At 42.2% G+C, this 25,025-nt stretch carries 22 protein-coding genes and 1 rRNA gene; 22 read left to right on the top strand and 1 reads right to left on the bottom strand.

Annotated elements, in window-relative coordinates; genetic code table 11:
* The first annotated feature begins 49 nt into the window (after positions 1–49).
* The 17 genes from B3A20_RS02075 to B3A20_RS02000 all read left to right on the top strand — a co-directional run bounded on the left by B3A20_RS02075 (position 50) and on the right by B3A20_RS02000 (position 16,805).
* Positions 50–895 carry a TIGR02147 family protein gene (locus B3A20_RS02075; protein WP_290761310.1) on the top strand — a complete coding sequence of 282 codons (846 nt, stop codon included), beginning with the start codon at positions 50–52 and terminating at the stop codon, positions 893–895.
* Positions 892–2,163 (top strand): carbohydrate binding domain-containing protein, encoded by a 1,272-nt coding sequence (locus B3A20_RS02070; protein ID WP_290761308.1) that lies wholly within the window; start codon positions 892–894, stop codon positions 2,161–2,163. The genes B3A20_RS02075 and B3A20_RS02070 overlap by 4 nt, the downstream gene beginning before the upstream one ends.
* 82 nt (positions 2,164–2,245) lie before the next feature.
* The gene (locus tag B3A20_RS02065; protein WP_290761306.1) at positions 2,246–3,418 is read left to right on the top strand and encodes a GDP-L-fucose synthase family protein; all 1,173 of its coding nucleotides are present in this window, start codon (positions 2,246–2,248) and stop codon (positions 3,416–3,418) included.
* 68 nt (positions 3,419–3,486) lie between these two features.
* A complete protein-coding gene (gene gmd / locus B3A20_RS02060; RefSeq protein WP_290761303.1) occupies positions 3,487–4,584 on the top strand; it encodes a GDP-mannose 4,6-dehydratase in 1,098 nt (365 codons plus the stop codon).
* Between the two features lie 158 nt (positions 4,585–4,742).
* Complete coding sequence (locus tag B3A20_RS02055) at positions 4,743–6,320, top strand: hypothetical protein (RefSeq protein ID WP_290761301.1); 1,578 nt, start codon at positions 4,743–4,745, stop codon at positions 6,318–6,320.
* The gene (locus B3A20_RS02050) at positions 6,313–6,924 is read left to right on the top strand and encodes a Coenzyme F420 hydrogenase/dehydrogenase, beta subunit C-terminal domain (RefSeq protein WP_290761299.1); all 612 of its coding nucleotides are present in this window, start codon (positions 6,313–6,315) and stop codon (positions 6,922–6,924) included. Before B3A20_RS02055 ends, B3A20_RS02050 begins: the two co-directional genes overlap by 8 nt.
* A 14-nt stretch (positions 6,925–6,938) precedes the next feature.
* Positions 6,939–7,322: a hypothetical protein gene (locus B3A20_RS15595; RefSeq protein WP_366916696.1), complete on the top strand. Its 384-nt coding sequence runs from the start codon at positions 6,939–6,941 to the stop codon at positions 7,320–7,322.
* Complete coding sequence (locus B3A20_RS02045; protein ID WP_290761297.1) at positions 7,319–8,458, top strand: polysaccharide pyruvyl transferase family protein; 1,140 nt, start codon at positions 7,319–7,321, stop codon at positions 8,456–8,458. The genes B3A20_RS15595 and B3A20_RS02045 overlap by 4 nt, the downstream gene beginning before the upstream one ends.
* A 1-nt stretch (position 8,459) precedes the next feature.
* Positions 8,460–9,581 carry a UDP-galactopyranose mutase gene (gene glf, locus B3A20_RS02040; protein ID WP_290761295.1) on the top strand — a complete coding sequence of 374 codons (1,122 nt, stop codon included), beginning with the start codon at positions 8,460–8,462 and terminating at the stop codon, positions 9,579–9,581.
* A gap of 8 nt (positions 9,582–9,589) precedes the next feature.
* Entirely contained in the window at positions 9,590–10,606 is a 1,017-nt protein-coding gene (locus B3A20_RS02035) for a hypothetical protein (RefSeq protein WP_290761293.1), read from the top strand.
* Positions 10,603–11,535, top strand: a complete 933-nt coding sequence (locus B3A20_RS02030) for a glycosyltransferase (protein ID WP_290761291.1) — start codon at positions 10,603–10,605, stop codon at positions 11,533–11,535. The genes B3A20_RS02035 and B3A20_RS02030 overlap by 4 nt, the downstream gene beginning before the upstream one ends.
* Entirely contained in the window at positions 11,523–12,515 is a 993-nt protein-coding gene (locus tag B3A20_RS02025) for a hypothetical protein (protein WP_290761289.1), read from the top strand. The genes B3A20_RS02030 and B3A20_RS02025 overlap by 13 nt, the downstream gene beginning before the upstream one ends.
* Before the next feature lie 3 nt (positions 12,516–12,518).
* Positions 12,519–13,781, top strand: a complete 1,263-nt coding sequence (locus B3A20_RS02020) for a hypothetical protein (RefSeq protein WP_290761287.1) — start codon at positions 12,519–12,521, stop codon at positions 13,779–13,781.
* A gap of 12 nt (positions 13,782–13,793) precedes the next feature.
* Positions 13,794–14,399 (top strand): acyltransferase, encoded by a 606-nt coding sequence (locus B3A20_RS02015; RefSeq protein WP_290761285.1) that lies wholly within the window; start codon positions 13,794–13,796, stop codon positions 14,397–14,399.
* Complete coding sequence (locus B3A20_RS02010) at positions 14,396–15,229, top strand: glycosyltransferase family 2 protein (RefSeq protein ID WP_290761284.1); 834 nt, start codon at positions 14,396–14,398, stop codon at positions 15,227–15,229. The genes B3A20_RS02015 and B3A20_RS02010 overlap by 4 nt, the downstream gene beginning before the upstream one ends.
* 6 nt (positions 15,230–15,235) lie before the next feature.
* A complete protein-coding gene (locus B3A20_RS02005; RefSeq protein WP_290761282.1) occupies positions 15,236–16,132 on the top strand; it encodes a glycosyltransferase in 897 nt (298 codons plus the stop codon).
* Between the two features lie 16 nt (positions 16,133–16,148).
* Entirely contained in the window at positions 16,149–16,805 is a 657-nt protein-coding gene (locus B3A20_RS02000) for an acyltransferase (protein ID WP_290761280.1), read from the top strand.
* A gap of 57 nt (positions 16,806–16,862) precedes the next feature.
* On the opposite strand, the gene B3A20_RS01995 is transcribed toward B3A20_RS02000, so the two are convergent.
* Complete coding sequence (locus tag B3A20_RS01995; protein ID WP_290761278.1) at positions 16,863–17,024, bottom strand: hypothetical protein; 162 nt, start codon at positions 17,022–17,024, stop codon at positions 16,863–16,865.
* 194 nt (positions 17,025–17,218) lie between these two features.
* Here B3A20_RS01995 and B3A20_RS01990 point away from each other — a divergent pair, with 194 nt between their 5' ends.
* From B3A20_RS01990 to B3A20_RS01970, 5 genes are all read left to right on the top strand, one after another.
* Positions 17,219–18,376, top strand: coding sequence for a glycosyltransferase family 4 protein (locus B3A20_RS01990; protein ID WP_290761276.1), 1,158 nt, complete (start codon positions 17,219–17,221; stop codon positions 18,374–18,376).
* Positions 18,377–18,411: 35 nt separating this feature from the next.
* Positions 18,412–19,137, top strand: coding sequence for a WecB/TagA/CpsF family glycosyltransferase (locus tag B3A20_RS01985; protein ID WP_290761274.1), 726 nt, complete (start codon positions 18,412–18,414; stop codon positions 19,135–19,137).
* 76 nt (positions 19,138–19,213) lie between these two features.
* Complete coding sequence (locus tag B3A20_RS01980) at positions 19,214–21,322, top strand: polysaccharide biosynthesis tyrosine autokinase (RefSeq protein ID WP_290761272.1); 2,109 nt, start codon at positions 19,214–19,216, stop codon at positions 21,320–21,322.
* Between the two features lie 61 nt (positions 21,323–21,383).
* On the top strand, positions 21,384–23,114 hold the full coding sequence (locus B3A20_RS01975; RefSeq protein WP_290761270.1) for an alpha-1,4-glucan--maltose-1-phosphate maltosyltransferase: 1,731 nt from the start codon (positions 21,384–21,386) through the stop codon (positions 23,112–23,114).
* 387 nt (positions 23,115–23,501) lie between these two features.
* Positions 23,502–25,020 (top strand): 16S ribosomal RNA (locus tag B3A20_RS01970).
* Positions 25,021–25,025 lie beyond the last annotated feature (5 nt).

The raw sequence follows: 25,025 nt of genomic DNA, 5'->3' as shown, positions 1-25,025 counted from the left end.
GAGCAATTATCCTTTGCTTTTGCGCCCGAAGACTTCTATTTTTTAACGTATGGAAACAGGAGAAAATCGCATAGTTGAACCTGATGTGCTGCAGTACACGAACTACCGCGTGTACTTGCGGGACTACTATGAGTTCAAGAAGAAGACGGTTCCGGCGTTCAGCCTCCGTTTCTTCGCGGAGAAGGCCGGGCTTTCGAGCCATGCCCATCTCAAGCTCACGATTGACGGGAAGCGAAACATTACAAAAAACACGGTGGTGAAGCTCATCCACGGCCTCGGCTTGGATGGCCAGCGTGCCGCATATTTTGAAAGTCTCGTTTTCTTCAACCAGGCTCAGACGGATGCGGACAAGCAGGTGTACTACGCCCAGCTTTTGAAGGCGAGCCCGCGCTCCAAGCTGCACAAGATGGATGCGGCGCAGTTCCGCATTTTCCGTGAATGGCACCACTCCGCGATTCTCGAGATGGTGGCGCTCAAGGATTTTCGCCCGATTCCCGACTGGATTTCCAAGCGCCTCGGCGGTCTCATTACGCCGGTACAGGTGACCGAATCGCTCAAGCTGCTCGTTGAACTTGGGCTTCTGGTGAAGACTGCGAACGGATTCCGCCAGCGCGATCCCCTGATTACCACCGACGACGAAGTCCAGGACATGATGGTCAAGATGTACCATCTCCAGATGCTCAAGCTCTCGGCGGACATGCTTTCTACGCTCCCGGGCCCGCAAAGGGACGTTTCGGCGCTTACTTTCAGCATAAAACGCGAAGATTTCCCCGATTTGAAAAAACATTTGCAACTGATGCGCAAAGAACTACTAGATTTCTCTGCAAAAGCGGGGGAAGCTGAGGAAGTTGTGCAAATCAATATCCAGCTGTACCCTCTAACTCGAGGAGTATGATGCGTTTTTTGAATTCAATAATCGGTTGCATGCTTGTGGCATTGTGGCTTGCCGGGTGTTCTGAATCCGACACTACGGCCGGTATTGAAATTGGGAATCCTGAAATTGCGGAAAACCTCGGCCTTACGGCGGACTTCTCTATCGACTATTCGGATACAAAGCCTCTCTCGCTTACGAAGGCTGCCGCCGAAGATGAAAGGGTGGTCATTGACACGTTCCGGCTTACGCTTACCGAGGTCCGCTCTTATTGCAGTTTCTATGTGGGCACTTCGGTGATTCTCGAAGACGGGCTCCAGCTGTGGCCCTACGAGGACGACCCGGCGGCGGTGCTCCCGATTTCGTTCACGGATGGCGAAGTCGTCGAGGAGGCGTTCAACAACATCAATCTCAAAAATGGCGGGTTCCTTAAGGAAATCGGCGTCGCCTTTGAAATCGACAAAAAGGAAGGCTACGACGCGATTTACGGACGCATTCATGAAAATGGCAAGGACATTCCGTTCGTCTATGAGATGAACAGCGTTCAGTTGTTCGAGTTGCGGTACCATTACTCCCAGATTGAAATTGAAAACAATATTGTGAATTTGTCTATAGCGTTCCGCGTGCACCGCTTTGTCGATGGGCTTGACCTGTCTAGCGCCAAGGTTGGGGAAGACGGCGTTATCCATTTCAGTAACACGGAAAACACGGAACTCTGGAACTCGCTGAACGAACGGTTCCTGCCGAGCTTCCAGGCCCTGCGCTACGAATACTCGGATTCCAAGGGCGTGGAACACTGCGACTATGTCGATGATATCTGGGACGAAATCAGCGGAAAACTGAACAAGAACTTTGTCTTCAATGGCGACTTTAGCGAAGGCGGCAACGGCTGGATTTTCCACAAGCAGCTGAATGGCCTTGCCGATACGTCTATCATCAAGGAAAAGAATTCGAACGTGATGCAGGTCCACGTGACGAGGGGTGGCGACTTTTCGTACAGCGTCCAGCTTTTGCACGAAAACATTCCTGTGGTCATGGGCGCTACGTACAAGATTGTGTTTACAATCTGGTCTGATGTCGAAGGGATAATTACGGCGCGGTTGGGCGGCTACATCTATAACGACAAGACCAACGGTTTCCAGGAACATGTCAATGTCAAGACGACTGGGCGCTCGTATGAGTTTGAATTCACGCCCAAGGTGACCGACCCGTTTGCACGCCTGGACCTGAACCTGGGCAAGGCCGAAAGGACGTTCTGGATCAAGGACGTGCAATTAATTAGGATTAAGTAGTTAGGCGCTCCCTTAACCTTTTTAATGCTTTGATTTTTGCTAAATTTAGCATACCTTAGCCTATACTCAAAACGAGCTTATAATGCTAGACAAGAATTCAAAGATTTACGTTGCGGGCCACCACGGCTTGGTGGGCTCTGCCATTTGGAATAATCTCAAGTCCCGCGGATACAACAACCTTGTTGGCCGCACCCACAAGGAACTCGATTTAACTGACCAATATGCCGTCAAGAAGTTCTTTGACGAAGAACGCCCCGACGCAGTGGTGTTAGCGGCGGCATTTGTCGGTGGCATCATGGCAAACTCGCTCTACCGTGCAGACTTCATGATGATGAACATGAAAATCCAGTGCAACGTGTTCAGCGAGGCCTATGCCCACAACGTGAAGAAATTTTTGTTCCTCGGCTCTACATGCATCTACCCGAAGAACGCCCCGCAGCCCATGAAGGAGGACGCCCTCCTCACGAGCGAACTCGAGTACACCAACGAGGAATACGCCATTGCAAAGATTGCAGGCCTCAAGATGTGCGAAAGTTACAACCTGCAGTACGGCACCAACTATCTCGCCGTGATGCCCACGAACCTTTACGGCCCGAACGACAACTTCCACCTGGAAAACAGCCACGTGATGCCCGCCATGATGCGCAAAGTGTACCTCGCAAAGCTCATCCATGATGGTGACTGGGCAAGCATCAAGGTCGACATGGACAAGCGCCCGGTCGAAGGCATCAATGGCAACGCCTCCCAAGACGAAATTTTGAAAGTCCTCGCAAAGTACGGCATCGAGAACAACAAGGTGACCCTCTGGGGAACCGGCAAGCCGCTCCGCGAATTCCTCTGGAGCGAAGACATGGCCGACGCATCGGTACATGTGCTGTTGAACGTGAATTTCAGCGACATCATCGGCATCGAAAAATATTCCAGCGTACATTACGGCGCAAGCGTCGATGGCGCAGTGGACCGCAACCACAGCGCTGGCCGCGGCGGTGCCATCCCGAAGCTCGGTGAAATCCGCAACTGCCACATCAACGTGGGTACGGGCAAGGAACTCACCATCCGTGAACTCAGCGAACTCGTCGTGAAGGCGGTCGGTTTCGAAGGCGAAGTCGTGTTCGACGCGAGCAAGCCCGACGGCACCCCGCGCAAGCTCATCGACGTGAGCAAGCTCCACAGCCTCGGCTGGACACACAAGGTCGAAATCGACGAGGGCGTGCAGAAGTTATTCGATTGGTACAAGGAATCCCTGAAGGCATAACATTTATGGCCGTCTGTGTCATCCTGAGCGGAGCGCAGCGAAGTCGAAGGATCTAGGAAACTTAAAACATGACAAAACGAAACGTAGCACTCATCACAGGCGTCACCGGCCAAGACGGTTCCTACCTGTCTGAATTCCTTTTAGCCAAGGGCTACGAAGTCCACGGCATCATCCGCCGTTCTTCGGTAGACTACCGCGAACGTATTGCCCACCTCGAGGGAAAGCCGAACTTCCATTTGCACTACGCCGACATGGGCGACTCCATGAGCCTCGTGAAAGTTGTGGGCAAGGTCCAGCCGACCGAAATCTACAACCTTGCAGCCCAGAGCCACGTGCAGGTCTCGTTTGACTCCCCGGAATTTACCGCCGACGTTGACGCTACAGGAGTGCTCCGCGTACTGGAAGCCGTGCGCACCAACCATTTGGAAAAGACTTGCCGCATCTACCAGGCGAGTACCAGTGAACTCTACGGCAAGGTCGAAGAAGTCCCGCAGAACGAGAACACCCCGTTCCACCCGTACAGCCCCTACGCCGTGGCCAAGCTTTACGGCTTCTGGATTGTCAAGGAATACCGCGAAGCCTACAATATGTTCTGCTGCTCCGGCATCCTCTTCAACCACGAATCTGAACGCCGCGGCGAAACATTCGTGACCCGCAAGATCACGCTTGCCGCCGCCCGCATTGCCCAGGGCAAGCAGGACTGCCTGTTCCTCGGCAACCTCGATAGCCTCCGTGACTGGGGCTACGCCAAGGACTACGTGGAGTGCATGTGGCTCATTTTGCAGCACGACAAGCCCGAAGACTTCGTTATCGCGACCGGCGTTCAGCACACCGTCCGTGAATTTGCGACGCTCGCGTTCCACCACGCAGGCATTGAACTCCGCTGGGAAGGCGAAGGCGTCCATGAAAAGGGCATCGACGTTGCTACGGGCAAGACCGTTGTGGCCGTGTCCGAAGATTTCTACCGCCCGACTGACGTGGTGAACCTCTGGGGCGACCCGACCAAGGCGAGGGCCGAACTCGGCTGGAACCCGCAAAAGACGACGTTCGAGCAGCTCGTGAGCATCATGGTCGAAAGCGACATGCGCAAGGTCGCCGCCGACGATGCCGCAAGCCGCGTCCGCACGAACCTGGCCGAATACTTGGAAAAAGGTTTGGTGAAGTAAGAGGGAATGGTGGTTGCTTTTGAACGATATATTTTAGTCAAGGCAACCGCCTTATTTGTCATTCCCGACTTGTTCGGGAATGTTTTTTGTATATTCAACCGTTTGCAAAATGGTGAATATTGCAAACCGTTGGTGACTCTGTATAGGGCGGCGAGGTAATGACTAGTAATATTTCTTCAAATAATAAAACCCTAGCAAAAAACACTCTTTTTTTGTATTTCCGAATGTTACTTACTATGCTCATCGGATTATACACAAGTCGAGTTGTTATCAATGTTTTGGGGATATCAGACTATGGTATATACAATGTTATTGGTGGAATAGTTGCGATATTCGCCTCATTAAATGGTGCTATGGCGTCTGCGTCATCTAGGTATATAACTTTTTATATAGGTAGAAATGATCAAACGCAGCTTAAACATATTTTTTCAATATTGGCCTTGTTTCATATATTTATTGCGGTAATCATTTTATTACTTTGTGAAACTATTGGTTTATGGTTTTTCTATGAAAAGATGCAAATACCTTCAGACCGAATGAATGTTGCTTTTTGGCTTCTTCAATTTTCGTATGCATCTGCTTTTTTGTCCGTTATAAACACTCCTTATACATCACTTATTGTTGGACGTGAAAAAATGGATATATATGCATATATATCTGTTTTTGATTCTTTAGCAAAGTTGATTATTGTTCTTCTTATATCTTATTCCCCTATTGATAAACTTCTATTTTATGGTTTTTTCCTTTTTGTAATACAATTTGTTGATTTTATTCTTTATAGAGTTTATTGTAGACGACGTTTCCCGGAAAGCATAATGACGTTAAATATAAATAGAGGGATTGTAAAAGAAATAATATGTTATTCAGGCTGGTCTTTGTTTGGAAATTTGGCTTTTGCGGCGAATACACAGGGCGTAAATCTTTTGTTAAATATGTTTTTTGGACCTGTTGTAAATGCTGCAAGGGGTGTTGCTGTTCAAGTGAATAATCTAATAAATTCTTTTGTATCTAATTATCAAATGGCGTTAAATCCGCAAATAGTCAAAAATTTTGCAAGTGAAAATTTTAATAGAATGCATACCTTGATGTTTGCTAGTGCAAGATATGGCTATTTTCTTCTTTTTTTTATTATGTTGCCAATTTTTTTTGAATCCGATATATTGCTTAAGTTGTGGCTCAAAATAGTACCTGAAGATACAGTAGTATTTTTACGATTGATCCTTTGCACTTGTTTGATAAATTGTTTGGCGAATTCTTGGACAGTTGCTGCTGGGGCTATAGGAAAAGTGAAGAAATTAAATATAATAGTAGGTTCTCTTTTGTTGGCTGTTATTCCTATTTCGTATATTTTTTTTAAAATCGGTTTTTCTGCATTAACTGTTTTTCTTATACATCTAGTTATTACTTTCTTTTGTCTTGTAATAAGAGTTTTGTTGTTTTACAAGGAGATTAATATGAAAATGGCAAGTTACGTAAAACAAGTAATCATTCCGATATTTTGCTCATCTGTAATCGCATTAGTTTTTCCTTTCGTTGTCTACTTGAATATGAATCAATCTTGGACGCGTTTTTTTATTATTACTGCAGTATCCTTTTTTTGGTCTTTTGTTTGTATATGGTGTGTTGGTTTAAAAAAAGAGGAACGTTCTAGTTTTTTAATCTTTTTAAAAAAATTATTGATAAATCACACATCTTTTTTTAAAAAGATGCAAAAAAAAGGAAAGTTTAATGTTTGAACAAAAATGTTTTTGTGCTCAATATAAAGGGCCTGAATTGTTCAAGTCAACATCTGGGGGTGTATTTTTTGCTTTTGCAAAATATATAATAGAAAAAAGAGGTTGTGCATGTGGAGCTGCTTTTGATCAAAACTTGGTGTTAAAACATTGTTGTGTCGATAATCTTGAAGGTTTGCATATGTTACAGGGTTCAAAATATGTTGAGAGTAATTTTGTACATATTTTACCAGAAATTAAAAAAAAACTTGAAGAAGGTCTATTAGTTTTATTCTCTGGAACACCTTGTCAAGTTGCTGCGGTTCGTTCACATTTTAAAGAAAAATATTCTAATCTATTATTGATCGATATATTATGTCATGGAACACCGGATTATAATCTTTTTAAAAAATATATTGAATGGAGAGAATTCAAATGGAAGGCTAAAATATTAAGTTTCGAGTTTCGAAATAAAATGGTATCACCATGGGGAGGTATTCCAAAGGCTTATGTAAAGACAACGAAAGGTGAAAAAATAATCCCGGCAATTTGTGACCCTTATTATTGGGCTTTTCTTAATGGACATTTAGCGAAAAAAAATGTTATTCGTGTAGATATGCTTCTGTAAATCGTGTAGGTGATATTACTGCTGCAGATTTTTGGGGATGCCATGAATTTTTTCCGAATTTCCCTTATAAAAAAGGGGCTTCATGTATTTTGGTTAATTCTGAAAAAGGAATGAAATATTTTAACGCTATAAAGGACCAATTTTTTTTGAAGGAAGCTTCAATTGATTTAGCAAAAAAATATAATTATCAGTTTAGTCGACCGTTAGTTTTTTCTATTCAACAGGAAAAAATATATAGTATGATAAAGGACACATCAGATTTTTCTTCTGTGTTACCTTTTTGTGGCCATCGCTCTATGTTTTTTTATTATTATTCAAAACTAAAGTCTATCTTTTCTGTAATATATTTAAAAAGAATATTAAAAAAGGTATTAACAAAGTTGAAAAAGAAAAAATGAAAATAGGAATTCTTACTCTCGTACCTTATGATAATTATGGAGGAATCTTGCAAGGGTTTGCTTTGCAGACAGTTCTTACGAGACTTGGTCATGATGCGTCCATAATGAATACGAAACTTTATAATTATTTACCGATTAAAAGCAAATTGAAAAATTCTGTATTGTGGTTGATAAGACGATATATATTGGGAAAAAAGGAGTTATCATGTATCAATCCTTTGTTATATCTTGATTATCGAGTGAAATTAATAAAGCCTTTTATAAAAAAACATGTAAACCTTACGCGAAAATTTTATTCTAAGAAGGATTTAGAAAATTTTGTCATATCAAATCATTATGAAGCTTTTGTTGTTGGTAGCGACCAAACCTGGAGACCGTCTCTAAGTCCTGATTTATATCATATGTTTTGTGATTTTATTCCCAAAGAATTGCAAATTAAACGAATTTCTTATGCTGCATCTTTTGGTGTTGATAAAAATGAATTTTCGCAAAAACAGCTAAATATTTGTAAACCATTATTGCAACGGTTTAATAAGGTGTCTGTTCGTGAAAAATCTGGCGTTAGAATATGCAAAGATTATTTTGACGTGAATGCGACTCAAGTGCTTGATCCAACAATGCTGCTTGACAAAGAAGACTATCTTCATCTGATTAAAGGGTATGTCCCTTTTAACAAAAAAATAGATCTTATGCAGTATGTTTTTTTCTTTAATGATGATGAACGAAATGTAATAAAAAAGGTATCCGGTATTTTAGGTGTAGAGCCTGTAAACTTAATGACTCAAAGATTTTTATCTCAAGTATATAAAAGAGAGCAATTAAAAGAGGCTCAATTTATGCCTGTCGAAGAATGGATTTATGGGTATAGTAAAGCTAAATTTGTTATAACTGATTCTTTTCATGGAACTGTTTTTTGTATTATTTTTAATGTCCCTTTTATTTGTGTTTCTCCGGTTGCTGTAACAAGATTTAAATCACTGTTGTCTACCTATGGATTGGAAAATCGTCTTGTTATGTCTACAAAAGATGTTACAGAAAATTTGGTTTTAAGTAAAATTGACTGGAATAGGGTTAACGAAATTAGACAAAAGTTAAAAACAAAATCCATCGATTTTTTAAAAGAGGCTTTGTCATAATATGAAAAAATTCGATTATCTTATTGTTGGGTCTGGTCTTTTTGGCGCGACATTTGCTTATCGTGCTACTAAAAGTGGTAAAAAATGCTTAGTCATTGACAAACGTCCACAACTTGGTGGCAATGTTTATTGCGAAAAAATTGAGGGGATAAATGTTCATAAGTATGGCGCGCATATTTTCCATACGAGCAATAAATATGTGTGGGATTTTGTCAACTCTTTCGTTGAATTCAATCGCTATACGAATAGTCCCATTGCAAATTATAAAGGCAAGCTTTATAATCTGCCCTTTAACATGAACACGTTCTACCAGATGTGGGGCGTTACTACTCCGGCAGAAGCAAAGGCAAAAATCGAAGAACAGAAAGCCGAAGCCTTAGCGGCATTGAATGGTCGTGAGCCAACAAACCTCGAAGAACAGGCGTTAGTTTTGGTGGGTAAGGATATTTTTGAAAAGCTCATTAAAGAATATACAGAAAAACAATGGGGTCGAGATTGTAAGAATTTGCCTGCTTTTATTATAAACCGCTTGCCGGTTCGAATGGCTTTTGATAATAATTATTTCAATGATAAGTACCAAGGAATCCCAATAGGAGGCTATAATAAGCTGATTGAGGGTTTGCTTGAAGGTGTTGATTGTAAAATGGAAACAGATTTTTTTAAAGAATATAAGGACTCGTGGCGAAATGATGCTGAAAAATTAGTTTATTCAGGAGCTATAGATGAATATTTTGATTATAAATATGGAAAGTTGGATTGGCGTTCAGTTTACTTCAAAACAAATATTTTAGATTGTTCGAATTATCAGGGAAATGCTGTTGTTAATTATACGTCGCGTGATTATTCTTATACACGAATTATAGAACATAAACATTTTGAAATGTTTGGATCAGCTGTTTACGATTGTCCTAAAACGGTTGTTTCTGAGGAGTATCCTGTGGAGTACAAAGAAGGGATGGAACCATATTATCCAGTAAATAATGAGAAAAATAATGCGTTAGCAGATAAGTACCGCTTGTTAGCCTTGCAAGAAAAAAATGTTATTTTTGGAGGTCGTTTAGGACTTTATCAATATTTTGATATGGCTCCGATTATTGAATATGTGTTAAATATGAAAATGTGAAGAAGCATATGACTAAGTATCAAAAGATTTATGTTTTAGCTCCTTATGGAGGTCAGACTGGTGGTGTTGAACTTTGCCATCAGTTGGTGGATTATCTTCGAAAAAAGGCTCAGAATGCTTTTATTGTGTATATAGATACATATTGTAGACCGGCATTACAGCAGAATGTTACCAAATATTATGAAAAATACGAAGTAAAAACATCGAATGCTATTGATGATGATCCTTCGAATTTGTTGGTTGTACCAGAAGTTTTTTTTGATGCTGTTATGATTTACACAAAAATCAAAATAGCATGCTGGTGGATGTCTGTAGACAATAGATATAATAGAGCTACTTTGATGCAACAGCTTATATTTAAGAAAGGAATTCTTGAAAAAGTAAGATGTATAAAGAATTGGCTAAAACGTGGAATGAAAAGTGTTTGTAAAAATGATAATGATATTTTGAAAAAAAATGATGATCGTTTGATTCATCTTTATCAATCAACATATGCTCAGCATCACCTATACAATCAAAATTTTTCAGTAGTATTGCCTCTATCAGATTTTATTAATACGGAACTTGCAGGTAATCCCCAAAATGAAAAAAATAATATAGTTCTTTACAATCCCGCAAAGGGTCTTAAATTTACAAAAAAAATTATTTCTAGGTTGCCTAATGTTAAGTTTATTCCGCTTAAGGGATTGACTCGAATACAGTTAAAAGAATTGTTAGAAACCTCGAAATTGTATATAGACTTTGGAAATTTTCCTGGAAAAGATCGACTTCCTCGTGAAGCGGTTCTTAATGGCTGTTGTATAATTACTGGAAGGGAGGGTGCATCATATTTTTATGAGGATGTTCCAATACGTGCTTTTTATAAATTTGATGTGAAAGAATCTAATTTAGCAGTTATTACACAAAGAATTCTTTATGTTTTAAATCATTATGAACAGTGTGTAAAAGATTTTGATGAATATAAATTAAGGGTTTCTAGGGAACAGAACTTATTTTACGATGAAATTGAAAGGATTTTCTTGTGATTGCAACCATTATTGTCGGATATAAAAATGATGATTTGAGCATTTCGTATATACGGAATGAACTCTCTAAAATAGATGTCGAAAATCTAGTTGTTCTTGTTAATAACGCTTCTACTGATGAGAGTAACAAACATCTGGCGGGTGAATTGGGGGGGGATGTTGTTTGTGATATTACGAAACCTATAGATTCATCAAAGAAATTTTTTGTTATAGATTCAAAAGAAAATCTTGGCTTTGCTAGGGCGAATAATTTAGGTGTTGAATTTGTAAGTAAACATTTCCCCAAAATAGAATATCTTCTTTTTTCTAATAATGATATAAAAATTGTTGATAAAAACGTTGTTGAGGTTATGATTGAAAAATTGGAGCATATTCCTGATATTGGAATTATTACTCCAAATATTATTGGAGTAACAGGAAAAAGACAAACTCCACAAAAAAAGCCTTATTTATTTCGTGTTATATGTAATTCGTGGATTGGTCTGATAAAGAAATATTTTTTCAAAAATGAAAAAAAAATTACATATGCGGAATTGGCTTCTGAGGGCTTTCATTATACTTTTGCAGAATGTTTTTTTATGTCGCGTATGATTGATTTTAAAAAATGTGGAATGTTTGATCCTGCAACATTCCTTTATGCAGAGGGCTTGTGCTTGAGCGAACGGATGCTGAAAGTTGGGTTGCGCTACTATTTTGCTCCTGAGGCGACGGTTATTCATGAAAATGGAACTACAACGACAAAATCATATAATTGGGCAAAAATCGGGTTAATGATGACCGAAGCTAATAATCACTATTATAAAGCCTATCGCCATTATCCTAATTATATGTTGAAACTTGCTATTTTTTCTACAAAGATTTATGGGTGTTTGTTAAATTTAAAAAAATATTTTAATTCAAAAAAAAGAAAAAAAATATGGGAAAATTAATACACTTTGTATTGAAAGTCCTGCAAAAAATATATCAGAAGACGATGCCGAGTCATCGTTCAACTTATGTAATGCCAGAGGATGTTGGGCTTTCAGTTGAACAAAGTTCTGATATTATATTCAGTAAATTAAGTTCTGATGCTCCATGCATGATTGCGAGATTTGGAAGTACGGAGCTTCAAGCTATCCAGAATTGCCTAGCCGTAGAGTCTTCTGAACACAGTGCTTTAAAATATATACGAGGGCAACAACCCCAGTGGTGGTGGATGGATTCTGCAATCAAACAACTTGAACGGTGGTCTGGTTTTTTCCCTTCAAATCCGGAAACGATTTCTAGGTTTACAAGGCTTATGATTGAGGATTCCAAGGAGTTAGATGTTTTGGCTCTTTGGATAGGGCACGAAAAAGCTATGCCTCTACCGCAACATTGTAAATTCATTCATTTACTAATGTTGGAACCATATTGGTCTTCAAAGCCGTGGTCGAAAGCTTTAGAGGGAAAAAATGTTGTTGTTGTACACCCGTTTGCTGAACTAATCGAGAATCAGTATTATAACCATAGAACGGAATTGTTCGATAATCCGGATGTTTTACCTAATTTTAATTTGAGAACTGTCAAAGCTGTTCAATCATTGGGGGGGGAGTGTGAGTTTAATGACTGGTTTGACGCTCTTCGATGGATGGAAAATGAAATTGATAAACAGGATTACGATATTTGCTTAATTGGTTGTGGTGCTTATGGCTTTCCTTTGGCAGCGCATTGCAAAAGACAGGGGAAAAAAGCGATTCACATGGGTGGGGCTTTGCAATTGTTATTTGGTATTAAGGGAAATAGATGGGAAAATCCGAATTATTGCAAAATATGGCATATGAAACCGGAAGATTTCTATTTAAAAATGCTTTCGAATAAAAATTGGGTTCGACCGGATAATTATAGAACAGAAAGAGCTGAAAAAGTTGAAGGCGCTTGTTATTGGTGACGTATGGATCGTTTAGTAAAATTGATTCCGTTTTTTATCGTATTGCTCACTTTCCCATCTGTTGCTCAATGGGTTGAATTGCCTATTGGCAACACTACAGTTTGGTGGGTAACGGAATTTTTTACTCTTTATGCTTTCTATCAATTAAAAAAACAATACTATCGAGGGGTTGAATATCCCAAAGCAATAAAATTTTTCCTCATTTGGGTCATAGTTTCTGCCGTTTATGGTTGCTTTATGGCGGATTATTATTGGGATAAAAAATTGTTGATCAATAATTTGATGATATACTTAATGGGGGTGTCCTTTTTCTATTTGTCAATACCTGAAAATATTTCAAAAATATCTCGACAATGGTGTTGTTTTGCAATTATCGCATTTTGGTTTTTTCTTCCGTTTATGCAACTTGAAGCTCCTGGAAAATTTTTATCACCATTTGCATTTCTTGTGATTTTTTGGCCGTTCTATGAAAAAAAATGGAAGATTGTTGTAGTCTTTTTTTCTTTGGCTGTTTTTATATATGGTTCTTTTGGGGCCCGTAGCACGGCAATTCGATTTGCGTTTGCTATATTGCTTTCGTTTGTTTTTTTGAAGATTGATGTTTTCTCTTTACGAGTTATAAAAAAGGTTACTTGTTTATTATTTGTTGTTCCTTTTGTTTTATTAATTTTAGGTTTGACGGGTATTTTTAATATCTGGAAAATGGATGATTATCTAGGAGATAAAGAAGTTCTTGTTACGGGTAGTTACTCAATGGCTGGTAATAATACTCCAAGTGAAAATTTAAAATCTGATACGAGAACTTTTATATATGAAGAAACCATATCTAGCGCTATAAGGCATAATTACATAATTCAAGGGCGATCACTTGCTCGTGGATACGATTCCCCGTTTTTTTCATGGATGGCAGATTTGCAGTTTAATGGAACTCCATACCATAAAGGAGAACGTCAGAGTAGTGAGGTCTCTATTTTGAATGTCTTTACTTATATGGGCTTGATAGGAGTTTGTTTGTATGCCTTGATTTTTTTGAATGCAATTCAAAATGTTTTCAAGTATTCCAATAATAAATGTATGTATGTTATTGCTCTTTACGTTTCTTTTCGTTGGGCGTTTGCGTGGATGGAGGATTTTACACGATTTGATTTGAATAATCTTTATCTATGGGTTATTCTGTCAATGTGTTACTCCCCATATTTTTTACGGATGACTGATTTTGAATTTAAAATATGGGCGAAAAATATTTTGTTGCCATCTAAAGTATAGGAACGCGTAAAAATGATTTACCATATTTATAAAACGATCAGATTGATTTTTAGTAAACTTACTTGTATTACAAATCATTGTATTACATGGTTGAAGTTTAAAGGGAATAATGTATCATTTTCGTCTTTTAAAACGGGCGGAACGCCTTATGTTATGGTTGCTCGTGGTGGAAAAATGTGTATTGGAAAAAATTTTGCGATGAATAATGGTATTAAGCATAATCCGATTGGTTGCCCACAACCGTGTACATTTTTTGTCGATCGCACTGCAACTTTATCTATAGGGGATAATGTTGGAATTAGCCAAACGGCCCTTGTTGCTATTGATGATATCTCAATTGGAAATAACGTGAAAATCGGAGGTGGTGTATGTATATATACAACAGATTTTCATTCTCTTGATCCTAATGTAAGAAAATCAAAAGATGATATGAAAAATAGAACTAAAAAGCCTGTCGTCATTAAAGATAATGCATTCATTGGTGCACATTCGATTATTCTTAAAGGTGTTACTATTGGTGAAAATTCCATTGTTGGTGCAGGTAGTGTAGTGACCAAGAATATACCTGATAATCAAATATGGGCTGGAAACCCTGCGAAGTTTATAAGAAACGTATGAAAACAATAGCCGCACTCCTTACAGTCTTTAATCGCAAAGAAACAACTTTGCGCTGCTTGGATAATCTTTTTAAGCAATTTATTCCACAGGATTATTCCTTAGAAGTTTACTTGACAAATGATGGGTGTACTGATGGTACGCCAGAAGCGGTTCGGGTACAGTTTCCGCTGGTAAACATAATAGATGGCGATGGAAGCCTCTTTTGGAATCGAGGTATGTGGACCGCTTGGGATGTTGCAGCCAAGACTAAAGAGTATGATTTTTATCTTTGGCTCAATGATGATACTTTCCTTTATGATGGTGCCGTAGAAAAATTACTTACCACTTCTCAAAAGTTCAAAGACCAGGCTATTGTTGTTGGTGCTTGCCACGATACTACGACTCATTCGAAAATAACTTATGGTGGTCGGAATAGAAATGGTATTGTGTTGCCGGATGGAAATGATGCCGAAATCAAGCATTTTAATGGTAATATAGTTCTAGTGCCTAGATATGTATATGAAAAACTAGGGAATTTGGATTATTATTATAGCCATTCAAAGGGGGATTTTGACTACGGAATCAGGGCTCAAAAAATTGGAATCAAAATGATTCAATGTGGAATCGTTCTTGGTGCATGTGATGTCCACCCCAGAATAGATAAGTGGTGCGATCCCGAGATTCCGTTAAAAAAACGATGGAAATATATGAACAAGCCGAATGGGATGCCTCCAAAAGAAACTTTTCATCTTGAAAAACAGACGAATATTGTTTTAGCCGCAGTCCATTTTGTAACTGTATATATTCGTTGTTTGTTCCCTATATTATGGAATCATAAAATTAAAGGATAGATGCTAATGTTGTATGCTCCCATAGTCATTTTCGCGTTTAATCGTTTGGAACCTTTAAAACGATTAATAGCTTCTTTATTAGAAAATGAAGAGGCTAAAGAAAGTGACCTTTTTGTTTTTGTTGATGGTGCGAGAGGGGGAAAAACTAACGAAAAAGAGCTCGTTGAAAATGTTCAAAAATATGCTGAATCAATTTCTGGTTTTAAAAGCGTTCGTTGTGAATTTTCATTGCGTAATATGGGCTTGGGGCCAAGCATAATTTCTGGAGTGACTCGTGTCATAAACCAATATGGTCGAGTTATTGTGTTGGAAGATGACCTTGTTGTGTCGAAGAATTTTTTGGCGTTTATTAATGATGGATTAAGATTGTATGAATGTGAACAGAATGTTTTTTCTATTTGTGGTTATAGTAATCGCGTGAAAAAGCCTTCTGATTATTTATTTGACTCGTATTTCTGTACCCGTTCTTCTTCTTGGGGGTGGGCTACATGGGCAGACCGATGGAATTCCGTAGATTGGGAATTAGAAAATTGGGATAAATACAAATCGATGAAGCGATCCTTTAATAAATGGGGTGGTTCGGATTGCTTTAAAATGCTTAATGATTGGCGTATCGGAAAAAATAAATCCTGGGCTATTCGTTTTTGTTTTGCTCAATTTTTGCAAAACAAGGTTTCTCTTTTCCCTATTGTTAGTAAAGTTGCAAATTTTGGATTTGATGGGCAAGGGACCAATTGCAAAAAATATAGTCGCTTTAAATGCGATTTTGATAGGGGCGATAATAAAGAATTCGCTCATCCACAAACTTTTGATATCAACAAGAGTCTATACAAATCAGTAATGTCTTATAATTCATTGTTGATAAGATTGTGGAGCCGATTTAGATACATTATTGATAGGTGATTTTATAGGAGTCCATATGCTAAAATTTTTGATATTAGTATTGTCTTTACCTAAAGTTCTCTTATTTAATTTAAGATATTTGCCGTTTAAGCAGGCTGTTAAATTGCCTATATTCATCAAATTTGATACGAAGATAAATGTTCCTGGGCGGATTGTATTACAAAATAATTCTGTAAGAACAGCCATGATTAGAATAGGTTTTCACGAAGTTCCTACAAAGGATGTTTCTCGTGCGATTCTTAATATAAAAGGTAAACTAATTTTTTTAGGAGATGCGCATATTGGTTGCGGCTCTATTATTCATGTTGCGAAGGATGGAACATTAATTTTGGGGAACAATTTTGCAATTTCTGCCCATACAACAATTAACTGTTATAAGTCAATTTCATTTGGGAAAGATATCCAGTTTTCTTGGGATTGCCTTGTTATGGATTGTGACACTCACGAAATTTATGATGAAAATCATAATGTTATAAATCTTCCAAAAGAAATCATATTTGAAGATCATATTTGGATTGGTTGTGGTGCGACAATTCTAAAAGGTGCTTGTGTTCCCTCTGATTGCGTGATTGCTGCACACAGCTCAGTTACGCAAAAACAATTTGAAAAATGCACAATTATTGCAGGTGCACCCGCAAAGTCGGTAAAAAAAATTGGAGGATGGAAACTGTGATGCTTTGCATCCTCCAAGGTCGGGCATGGTAGGCTGCTTATGGGAAATGCCTTGGTTTCATTTTTGATGTTGCGTGCGACGCTTTTGAATTTCTTCCAGAGGGATGCCCGAAATGGAGGAAATTTCTTCGTCAGTCAATTTTGTTTTTTCAAACATGGCATCGACCATTTCAAGCTTTACTTTTTCCTCTCTTTCATGAATTTCGTATTCGTAAGTCATATACCTGCTCCTTATGAGAGTATCATCTTTGTAAAAAGATACTTGGTCGTTTATTGTTCGAGTCTCATGGGTGTCCGCATTCTTGGTCGCAAAGTATTTCATGTATGCTTTGACGACCGGATCGGTAAATTCCTTGTACTTTGTGAATATATAAAAATTTTTAAAAATGAAGCCGCGTAGAAGGAATTGTTTTTATGCTAAATTCTAAACCCAAAGTCCTCTTTATTATGCACATGCCGCCTCCGGTTCACGGGGCAGCAATGGTTGGCAAGTATATTCATGATTCAAAAATCGTGAACGATTCTTTTGATTGCCGTTTTGAAAATATGATGCTAGCCAAAAATCTTGAAGATATTGGCAAGGGCGGCGTCAAGAAAATTTTCAATCTGTTGTCCCAGTTGAAGCGCTTTAAGAATGCGATAAAAGAATTTCAGCCAGACTTGGTTTACGTCACCCCAAATGCTGCGGGCGGCGCGTTCTACAAGGACTTTGTTGTCGTTCAGTATATCAAGCACTGCCTAAAGAAATATTCCCCGAATGCTCGGATTGTCGTTCATTACCACAACAAGGGCGTTGCAAGTCGGCAGGACAAATTCCTGGATAATATCCTTTATAAGAAATTCTTTAGAGGGCTGAAGGTTATTCTTTTGGCGAAAGTTCTTTACGAAGATGTAAAGAAGTATGTATCAAAAGAGGATGTATTTATCTGCCCCAATGGAATTCCAGAATCATTGCAAGGCGAACCCGTTGTAGAACGCTTTAATGAAATCCCCAAGATTTTATTTTTGTCAAACTTGATTGTTTCGAAAGGGGTAATTGTTCTTCTTGATGCTCTGAAAATTTTAAAGGAACGGTCGGTTCGCTTTACTTGCGATTTTGTCGGTGGCGAAACCGATGAACTGGATGCGTTGCGTTTTGCAGACGAAGTAAAAAGCCGTGGGCTGGAGGGGTGTGCATGTTACGTGGGGCGTAAATATGGTGCTGAAAAGATTCCTTATTTTGAAAACGCTGATGTTTTTGCTTTTCCGACGTTTTACCATAACGAGGCTTTCCCGCTGGTGAATATTGAGGCCATGGAGTTCAAGCTCCCGATTGTTTCGACGAATGAGGGCGGAATCCCAGATATGGTTGTAAATGGTGAAAACGGCTTGATTTGTGAACGCAATAACGCAGAATCTTTGGCCACTGCGCTAGAAAAGCTTTTGCTCGATAAAAATTTGCGGATCCAGTATGGCGAAAATGGGTATAAAAAGTTCAAGTCCGAATTTACACTATCGTCTTTTGAAAACCGCTTTGCCGGGATATTGAAAGATGTGTTGTCCCATAGCGAGTTTACAAAAAGACTACAGTAAGCTATTTTTGAAACTATGGAATTGGGACCATTTTTATGATTAGTATCAAGAACCTAAATCTTCTTTGTAGTCGTGAAGATTTATCGAAACTCCCCGAGGGCAAGCTGTTAATCAATACGATTAACGCGTTTTCGTACAACAATGCACGCAAAGATGTTTTGTTTGAGGAGGCTCTGACCAAGGGGGACGTTCTGATTCCCGATGGAATCAGCATTGTCCGCGTGTGCCGGTTCCTCAGGGGCAAGTCGCGCCCCAAGGAACGCATCGCCGGTTGGGACCTGTTTGTGTACGAAATGCGCAAGCTGAACGAGAAGGGGGGCAAGGTGATGTTCCTTGGCTCTAGCGAAAAGGTTCTGAAGCTTATCCGCCAGCGCTCCGCCGTGATGTACCCGAATTTGGAGGTGGTAACTTATTCCCCTCCGTACAAGCCTCAGTTCACGGTCGAAGATGACAGGAACATGGTGCAGGCGATTAACGATGCAAACCCCGACTTGCTTTGGATTGGGATGACTGCCCCCAAGCAAGAAAAATGGACTTACGCCAACTGGGACCGCTTGAACATCCATTGCCATGTGGGGACGATTGGCGCGGTTTTTGATTTCTTTGCAGGGACGTACAAGCGGGCTCCGATGCTTTGGCAGAGGTTTGGCTTTGAGTGGCTTTACCGGTTGCTCAAGGAACCCCGACGCATGTGGCGGCGCTATGTTATTGGTAATACCCTGTTTTTGGTGCTGGTGTTCAGGGAAAAGTTGGGAATTTGATATTATATTTTGAATTTAAATTTTAATTTTTATGGCAATGACATCCGATAATAAACAAGTAAATCCGCAACAACCCATGTTTATGCCTTTCAAGACGGGCGATTCCTTCGACCTGCTTGACAATCTTTTGCGCCACTGGAAGATGGTTGCGCTGTTTTCGCTTGTAGGCCTGCTTATCGGTGTGCTTGCATCGCGTTATGTTCGTGACTCCTTCGAAAACAAGACTATGCTCCAGCTCGATACCAAGTCCAAGAGCGGCAAAGCCGTATCTGACATTGGGGATTTGTTCGATGTGCAGAGCCCGGCGGTTGCCGAAATCCACTTGATAAAGAGCCTGAGTGTGCTTATGCCTGTGGTGGAACAGCTGCGCTTGAACTATATGGCGGAACCGCAGGGGGTTGTGGATAGGCTTTTGCGCCGCGAAGGCCGTATGGACCTTGAACTTTTTGAGCCGCCTAATGTTGTCAGGGACGAGAAAAGCAAAAGGAAAGAAAAATGGATTGCCGAGGTGAAGTCCCCGGATTTGTACGAGCTTTTTTCGCCGGAGGGCCAGAGCCTCGTTGTTGGAAAAGTTGGCGAAACGTACCGTATCCCGCTGTGGGGCGATACGGTTGCTGTTTGCGTGAAGGCGATGTCTGCCGATTCTGGACAAAAGTTCCGCTTGTCGCGGGCGTCTATCCTTAGTGTGGCCGAAAGCTTGCAGAAGAGGGTCAATGCCGTTGAAGTGGCAAAAAGCTCGAATATTCTGGAAGTCTCGATTTCTGACCGTTATCCGGACCGCGTTGCCGAAGTGCTCAATGCCATTGCGCAGACTTATGTGCGCCAGAATGTCGAGATGCGCAGTGCCGAAGCCGAGAAGTCCCTGGAATTTCTGGAAGAGCAGCTGCCGTCTATCAAGGCTAAGCTGGATTCTGCGCAGCGCCTGTTGACCAGTTACCGCAACAGGGTGGGGACTGTGGACCTCGGTGCCGAGGCGAAGGTTACTCTTGACCGACAAATTGAGCTCAAGACGCAGCTGCTTTCGTTGCAGCAGGAATATCAGGAAAAGGCGCGCCTGTTCAAGGGCGACCACCCGGCCATGCAGGCCATTCAGCAGCAGCAGCAAAGGCTGAGCCGCGAAATTGCAAAGGAAGAGGGCAAAACCAAAAAGTTGCCTACAACCCAGCAGGATGTGCTGAAGTTGCAGCAGGATGTAGAAATCAATAACCAGCTGTACACTTCTGTTTTGAACAACATTCAGCAGCTCCGGGTGGTGCGCGCGAGTGAAATCGGTAACGTGCGTATTGTGGACCCGGCGTTCATTCACGAAAAGCCGTCTAAGCCGAACCGCAAAAAAATCGCGCTTGCCGGCTTGGGGGGCGGTTTTGCTTTCGGCCTGGTTCTAATTTATCTGTTGTATTCCTTGCGCAATCGCGGTGTGGGATCGTCTTCTGAAATCGAGCGTGAAACTGGCGTGAGTGTCTATGCCAAGATTCCCAAGGTTAAGTTAGGCCACAAATTGCCGGGTGTAAACGACAAACGCTTTATTTTGGCGAAGGCCGATCCCGAAGACATCGCTGTCGAAAAAATGCGTTCGCTCCGCACGGCGCTGGAGTTCTCGTTCCTAGATGATGGCGGTCGGGTGCTTATGGTAACCGGTATTGTGCCGGGGGCGGGCAAGTCCTTTGTTTCGCTGAATTTGTCCTATCTTTTTGGCAAGCAAGGGCGGCGAGTCCTGTTTGTGGATGCGGATTTGCGCAAGTCCAGGCTTTCGCACAGGCGTGAAAAGGGGATTGCCGATATCGTTATCGATAACTGCAAGTTAGAAGATGTGGTGGTTAATCTGGGCGAGGGTGTGGATTTCTTGCCCAACGGTTTCCGCACTCCAAATCCGGGCGAACTGGTGAGTTCGAAGGCCTTTGCAGAGCTTATTGAAGAATGCAGGGCTAAATATGACGTTGTCATTATCGATACGCCGCCGAATTCGTTTGTCTCAGATGCCCAGTCTATTGCAAAGCTTGCGGACTTTGGCCTGGTCGTAATTCAGTACAAGAAACACTCGATGGATGTGATTCAGGAAACTATAGACCAGCTCAATATTGCAAAGATGAAGAAGATGGCGATTGTCCTGAACCAGTGCGTTGATGACGGCTCGTCTGCCTATGGTTACGGCTACCGTTACAGATACGGCGAAAAGAAATCGTAAGAGTCTCTAAAGCAATGTCCGCGAGTGTTCTCGTGGACTTTTTTGTTATTTTTAGGTCATTATGGCAACTATTCCAACTCTAAAAGAAAATCTCGTTATTGAAAATATCCGCCCGAGCATTGAGGGCGGCCGCTTCATGCTCAAGCGTGAACCCGGTGATACCGTGACCCTCCAGGCAGACATCTTCCGCCACAGTCACGAAAAGTACGATGCAGCGATTTTTTACCGCCACGTTTCCAAGAAAAAATGGGAACAGGCTCCGATGCACTTTGTCGACAATGACTTGTGGGAAGGCTCCTTCACGGTCGGAAACATAGGCTATTACGAATACAAAATTTGCGCATGGACAAAGGAACCGAAGGACGTTCCGACTGAAAGCCCGGTGATGAAGCTCCGTGTAGACCCGGTCTACAGTCGCGTGGGTACGTGGTACGAAATGTGGCCGAAGAGCCAGGGCACGGACCCGAACAAGAGCGCAACGTGGAAGGATTGCGAAAAGCAGCTCGACTACATTGCAGGGCTTGGCTTCGATACTGTTTACCTTGTTCCTATCCACCCGATTGGTGTCACGAACCGCAAGGGTGCAAACAACGCGCTCCACGCGAAGGTCGACAAGAAGGGCAATCCGCTTGAACCGGGATGCCCGTATGCCGTCGGTAACAAGAACGGTGGTCATTACGATGTGGACCCGGAACTTGGGACTATGAAGGACTTCGAGCATTTTGCAAAAGCCGCTCGCGCCAAGGGACTCCGCCTTGCGCTCGATATCGCGCTCAACTGCAGCCCGGACCATCCGTATGTGAAGTCGCACCCGGAATGGTTCTACCACGAACCGGATGGCAGCATCAAGTTCGCCGAAAACCCGCCCAAGAAGTACGAAGACATTTATCCGTTCGATTACTACAACGAAAACTACAAGGCTCTTTGGAAGGAAATTGAGAATATTATTTTGTTCTGGGCGGACAAGGGAATTGAAATTTTTCGTATCGATAACCCGCACACCAAACCGTTCCCGTTCTGGGAATGGCTCATCGCCGATGTGAAGGAAAAACGCCCGGAACTCGTGTTCCTCGCCGAAGCTTTCACACGCCCGAAGATGATGCACCGCCTCGCAAAGTCTGGCTTTGACATGAGCTACACGTATTTCGCATGGCGCTCTGCAAAGTGGGAATTCGAACAGTATTTGAAGGAACTCACGCAGTCTGACGCTAAGGAATACATGCGTGGTATCTTCTTCCCGACGACGCCGGATATCTTCCCGAAGTATCTTGCGTACAAAGGTGCAAACGCGTTTAAGCAGCGCTACTTCTTGGCCGCGACGCTTTCGAGCCTTACGGGTATGTATAACGGATATGAACTCTGCGAAAACATCCCGAGCCCGATCAAGGAAGAACTTGCCGATAGCGAAAAATATCAGTACAAAGTACATAACTGGTCTGGCCCGGGCATCCAAGACTTTGTTCGTCGTCTGAATGTCGCTCGTCAGGAACACGCCGCATTGCAGGAATACGATAATCTCGAATTCCATTACGCTCAGAACGACCAGCTTATGGTTTACTCCAAGAAGTCTGGCGATGACGTGATTCTCTGCGTGTGCAACATGGACATGGACCACGTGCAAGAAGGTATTGTTGAACTCGACATGGCTAAGCTTGGCCTCCAGAACGATTCGTTCTTCTTCTTGAAGGATATTGTGACCGACGAAAGCTATGTCTGGCGTGGCAACAAGAACTATGTGAAGCTTGACCCTGCAAAGGCTCCTGGTCACATGTTCGTGGTGAAGAAAATCTAAAAACTTGCGAATCGCGAACGAAACGCCACAATCGCAATTGGAAACGCCCCGGAAGCCGCCGCTCCCGGGACGTTTTTTTTAAACCCCGAAAAAAGATTTCTGTTTACAGAATGTGAATAATCTGTCGTGCCGCGGCATACATCCCGTTTTTAACGAAAAAAGTGAAAAAAAGTGAATTTTTTTCACAATTACCCCTTGCAAATGTTCGTGAAAATTCTATAATTGGCGCCGTTCCTGAGAGACGAGGCCGAAACCGAGTCACGAAGGAAAAAGCGAAAGCCCGCGAGACTTTCGGGAAGATTGAAGGAATCGGAGATGTGCTTAGTGACGGCCCAAGAAAATTTCTTGGAAGTCTTTTACGGAAAACAGGACAGACTATTTTGAAAATCAATGAAGAGTTTGATCCTGGCTCAGAACGAACGCTGGTGGCGTGTCTTATACATGCAAGTCGAGCGAGGCAGCAATGCCGAGCGGCGAACGGGTGAGTAACGCGTAAGCAATCTGCCCCATATCAGGAAATACCCGTGCCAACGCGCGGTTAATGTCCAGGAGAGTGGCTAGCTGCATGGCTGGCTGACTAGAGATTTATCGGTATGGGATGAGCTTGCGTCCGATTAGCTAGTTGGCGGGGCAACGGCCCACCAAGGCGACGATCGGTAGCCGGCCTGAGAGGGTGATCGGCCACATTGGGACTGAGATACGGCCCAGACTCCTACGGGAGGCAGCAGTAGGGAATATTGCACAATGGGGGGAACCCTGATGCAGCAACGCCACGTGTGGGAAGAAGCATTTCGGTGTGTAAACCACTGTCATGAGGGAATAAGGCCCTTATCCGTAAGGGATTGAATGTACCTTGAGAGGAAGCACCGGCAAACTTCGTGCCAGCAGCCGCGGTAATACGAGGGGTGCAAGCGTTGTTCGGAATTACTGGGCGTAAAGGGAGCGTAGGCGGAGATTCAAGCGGATTGTACAATCCCGGGGCCCAACCCCGGTTCTGCAGTCCGAACTGGATCTCTTGGATAGTTCAGGGGCAGGCGGAATTCCTGGTGTAGCGGTGGAATGCGTAGAGATCAGGAAGAACACCGATGGCGAAGGCAGCCTGCTGGGGACTCATCGACGCTGAGGCTCGAAAGTGCGGGTAGCAAACAGGATTAGATACCCTGGTAGTCCGCACCGTAAACAATGCATACTGGGTGTCCGGGGGTTCCCCCGGGTACCGTAGCCAACGCGTTAAGTATGCCGCCTGGGGAGTACGTACGCAAGTATGAAACTCAAAGGAATTGACGGGGGCCCGCACAAGCGGTGGAGCATGTGGTTTAATTCGAAGCAACGCGCAGAACCTTACCAGGGTTTGACATGGGAACGCCGCGGCGAGAGATCGCCGTTTTGCAGCAATGCAACGTTCCGCACAGGTGCTGCATGGCTGTCGTCAGCTCGTGTCGTGAGATGTTCGGTTAAGTCCGATAACGAGCGCAACCCTTATTGCTAGTTACTAACATTTAGTTGAGTTCTCTAGCGATACTGCCGGTGACAAACCGGAGGAAGGTGGGGATGACGTCAAATCATCATGCCCCTTACGTCTAGGGCTACAGGCGTGCTACAATGGCCGATACAAAGAGACGCAATACCGCGAGGTGGAGCAAATCTCCAAAATCGGTCCCAGTTCGGATTGGAGTCTGCAACTCGACTCCATGAAGTTGGAATCGCTAGTAATCCTGAATCAGAATGTCAGGGTGAATACGTTCCCGGGTGTTGTACACACCGCCCGTCACGCTATGAGAGTCTGTAATACCCGAAGTTGGTAGCCTAACCTTTTAGGAGGGGGCCAGCGAAGGTAGGATCAGCGACTGGGGTGAAGTCGTAACAAGGTAACCGTAGGGGAACCTGCGGTTGGATCACCTCCTTTCTAAG

Origin of the sequence: Fibrobacter sp. UBA4297 (assembly GCF_002394865.1) — a bacterium.
Classification (GTDB): Bacteria; Fibrobacterota; Fibrobacteria; order Fibrobacterales; family Fibrobacteraceae; genus Fibrobacter.
This window is presented reverse-complemented; position numbering and strand designations above follow the sequence as displayed.

Excerpts from the sequence above, each read along its gene's own strand:
- B3A20_RS02075 (WP_290761310.1), top strand. The coding sequence starts at position 50 with ATGGAAACAGGAGAAAATCGCATAGTTGAACCTGATGTGCTGCAGTAC.
- B3A20_RS02070 (WP_290761308.1), top strand. The coding sequence starts at position 892 with ATGATGCGTTTTTTGAATTCAATAATCGGTTGCATGCTTGTGGCATTG.
- B3A20_RS02065 (WP_290761306.1), top strand. The coding sequence starts at position 2,246 with ATGCTAGACAAGAATTCAAAGATTTACGTTGCGGGCCACCACGGCTTG.
- gmd (WP_290761303.1), top strand. The coding sequence starts at position 3,487 with ATGACAAAACGAAACGTAGCACTCATCACAGGCGTCACCGGCCAAGAC.
- B3A20_RS02055 (WP_290761301.1), top strand. The coding sequence starts at position 4,743 with ATGACTAGTAATATTTCTTCAAATAATAAAACCCTAGCAAAAAACACT.
- B3A20_RS02050 (WP_290761299.1), top strand. The coding sequence starts at position 6,313 with ATGTTTGAACAAAAATGTTTTTGTGCTCAATATAAAGGGCCTGAATTG.
- B3A20_RS02045 (WP_290761297.1), top strand. The coding sequence starts at position 7,319 with ATGAAAATAGGAATTCTTACTCTCGTACCTTATGATAATTATGGAGGA.
- glf (WP_290761295.1), top strand. The coding sequence starts at position 8,460 with ATGAAAAAATTCGATTATCTTATTGTTGGGTCTGGTCTTTTTGGCGCG.
- B3A20_RS02035 (WP_290761293.1), top strand. The coding sequence starts at position 9,590 with ATGACTAAGTATCAAAAGATTTATGTTTTAGCTCCTTATGGAGGTCAG.
- B3A20_RS02025 (WP_290761289.1), top strand. The coding sequence starts at position 11,523 with ATGGGAAAATTAATACACTTTGTATTGAAAGTCCTGCAAAAAATATAT.
- B3A20_RS02020 (WP_290761287.1), top strand. The coding sequence starts at position 12,519 with ATGGATCGTTTAGTAAAATTGATTCCGTTTTTTATCGTATTGCTCACT.
- B3A20_RS02015 (WP_290761285.1), top strand. The coding sequence starts at position 13,794 with ATGATTTACCATATTTATAAAACGATCAGATTGATTTTTAGTAAACTT.
- B3A20_RS02010 (WP_290761284.1), top strand. The coding sequence starts at position 14,396 with ATGAAAACAATAGCCGCACTCCTTACAGTCTTTAATCGCAAAGAAACA.
- B3A20_RS02005 (WP_290761282.1), top strand. The coding sequence starts at position 15,236 with ATGTTGTATGCTCCCATAGTCATTTTCGCGTTTAATCGTTTGGAACCT.
- B3A20_RS02000 (WP_290761280.1), top strand. The coding sequence starts at position 16,149 with ATGCTAAAATTTTTGATATTAGTATTGTCTTTACCTAAAGTTCTCTTA.
- B3A20_RS01995 (WP_290761278.1), bottom strand. The coding sequence starts at position 17,024 with ATGACTTACGAATACGAAATTCATGAAAGAGAGGAAAAAGTAAAGCTT.
- B3A20_RS01990 (WP_290761276.1), top strand. The coding sequence starts at position 17,219 with ATGCTAAATTCTAAACCCAAAGTCCTCTTTATTATGCACATGCCGCCT.
- B3A20_RS01985 (WP_290761274.1), top strand. The coding sequence starts at position 18,412 with ATGATTAGTATCAAGAACCTAAATCTTCTTTGTAGTCGTGAAGATTTA.
- B3A20_RS01980 (WP_290761272.1), top strand. The coding sequence starts at position 19,214 with ATGTTTATGCCTTTCAAGACGGGCGATTCCTTCGACCTGCTTGACAAT.
- B3A20_RS01975 (WP_290761270.1), top strand. The coding sequence starts at position 21,384 with ATGGCAACTATTCCAACTCTAAAAGAAAATCTCGTTATTGAAAATATC.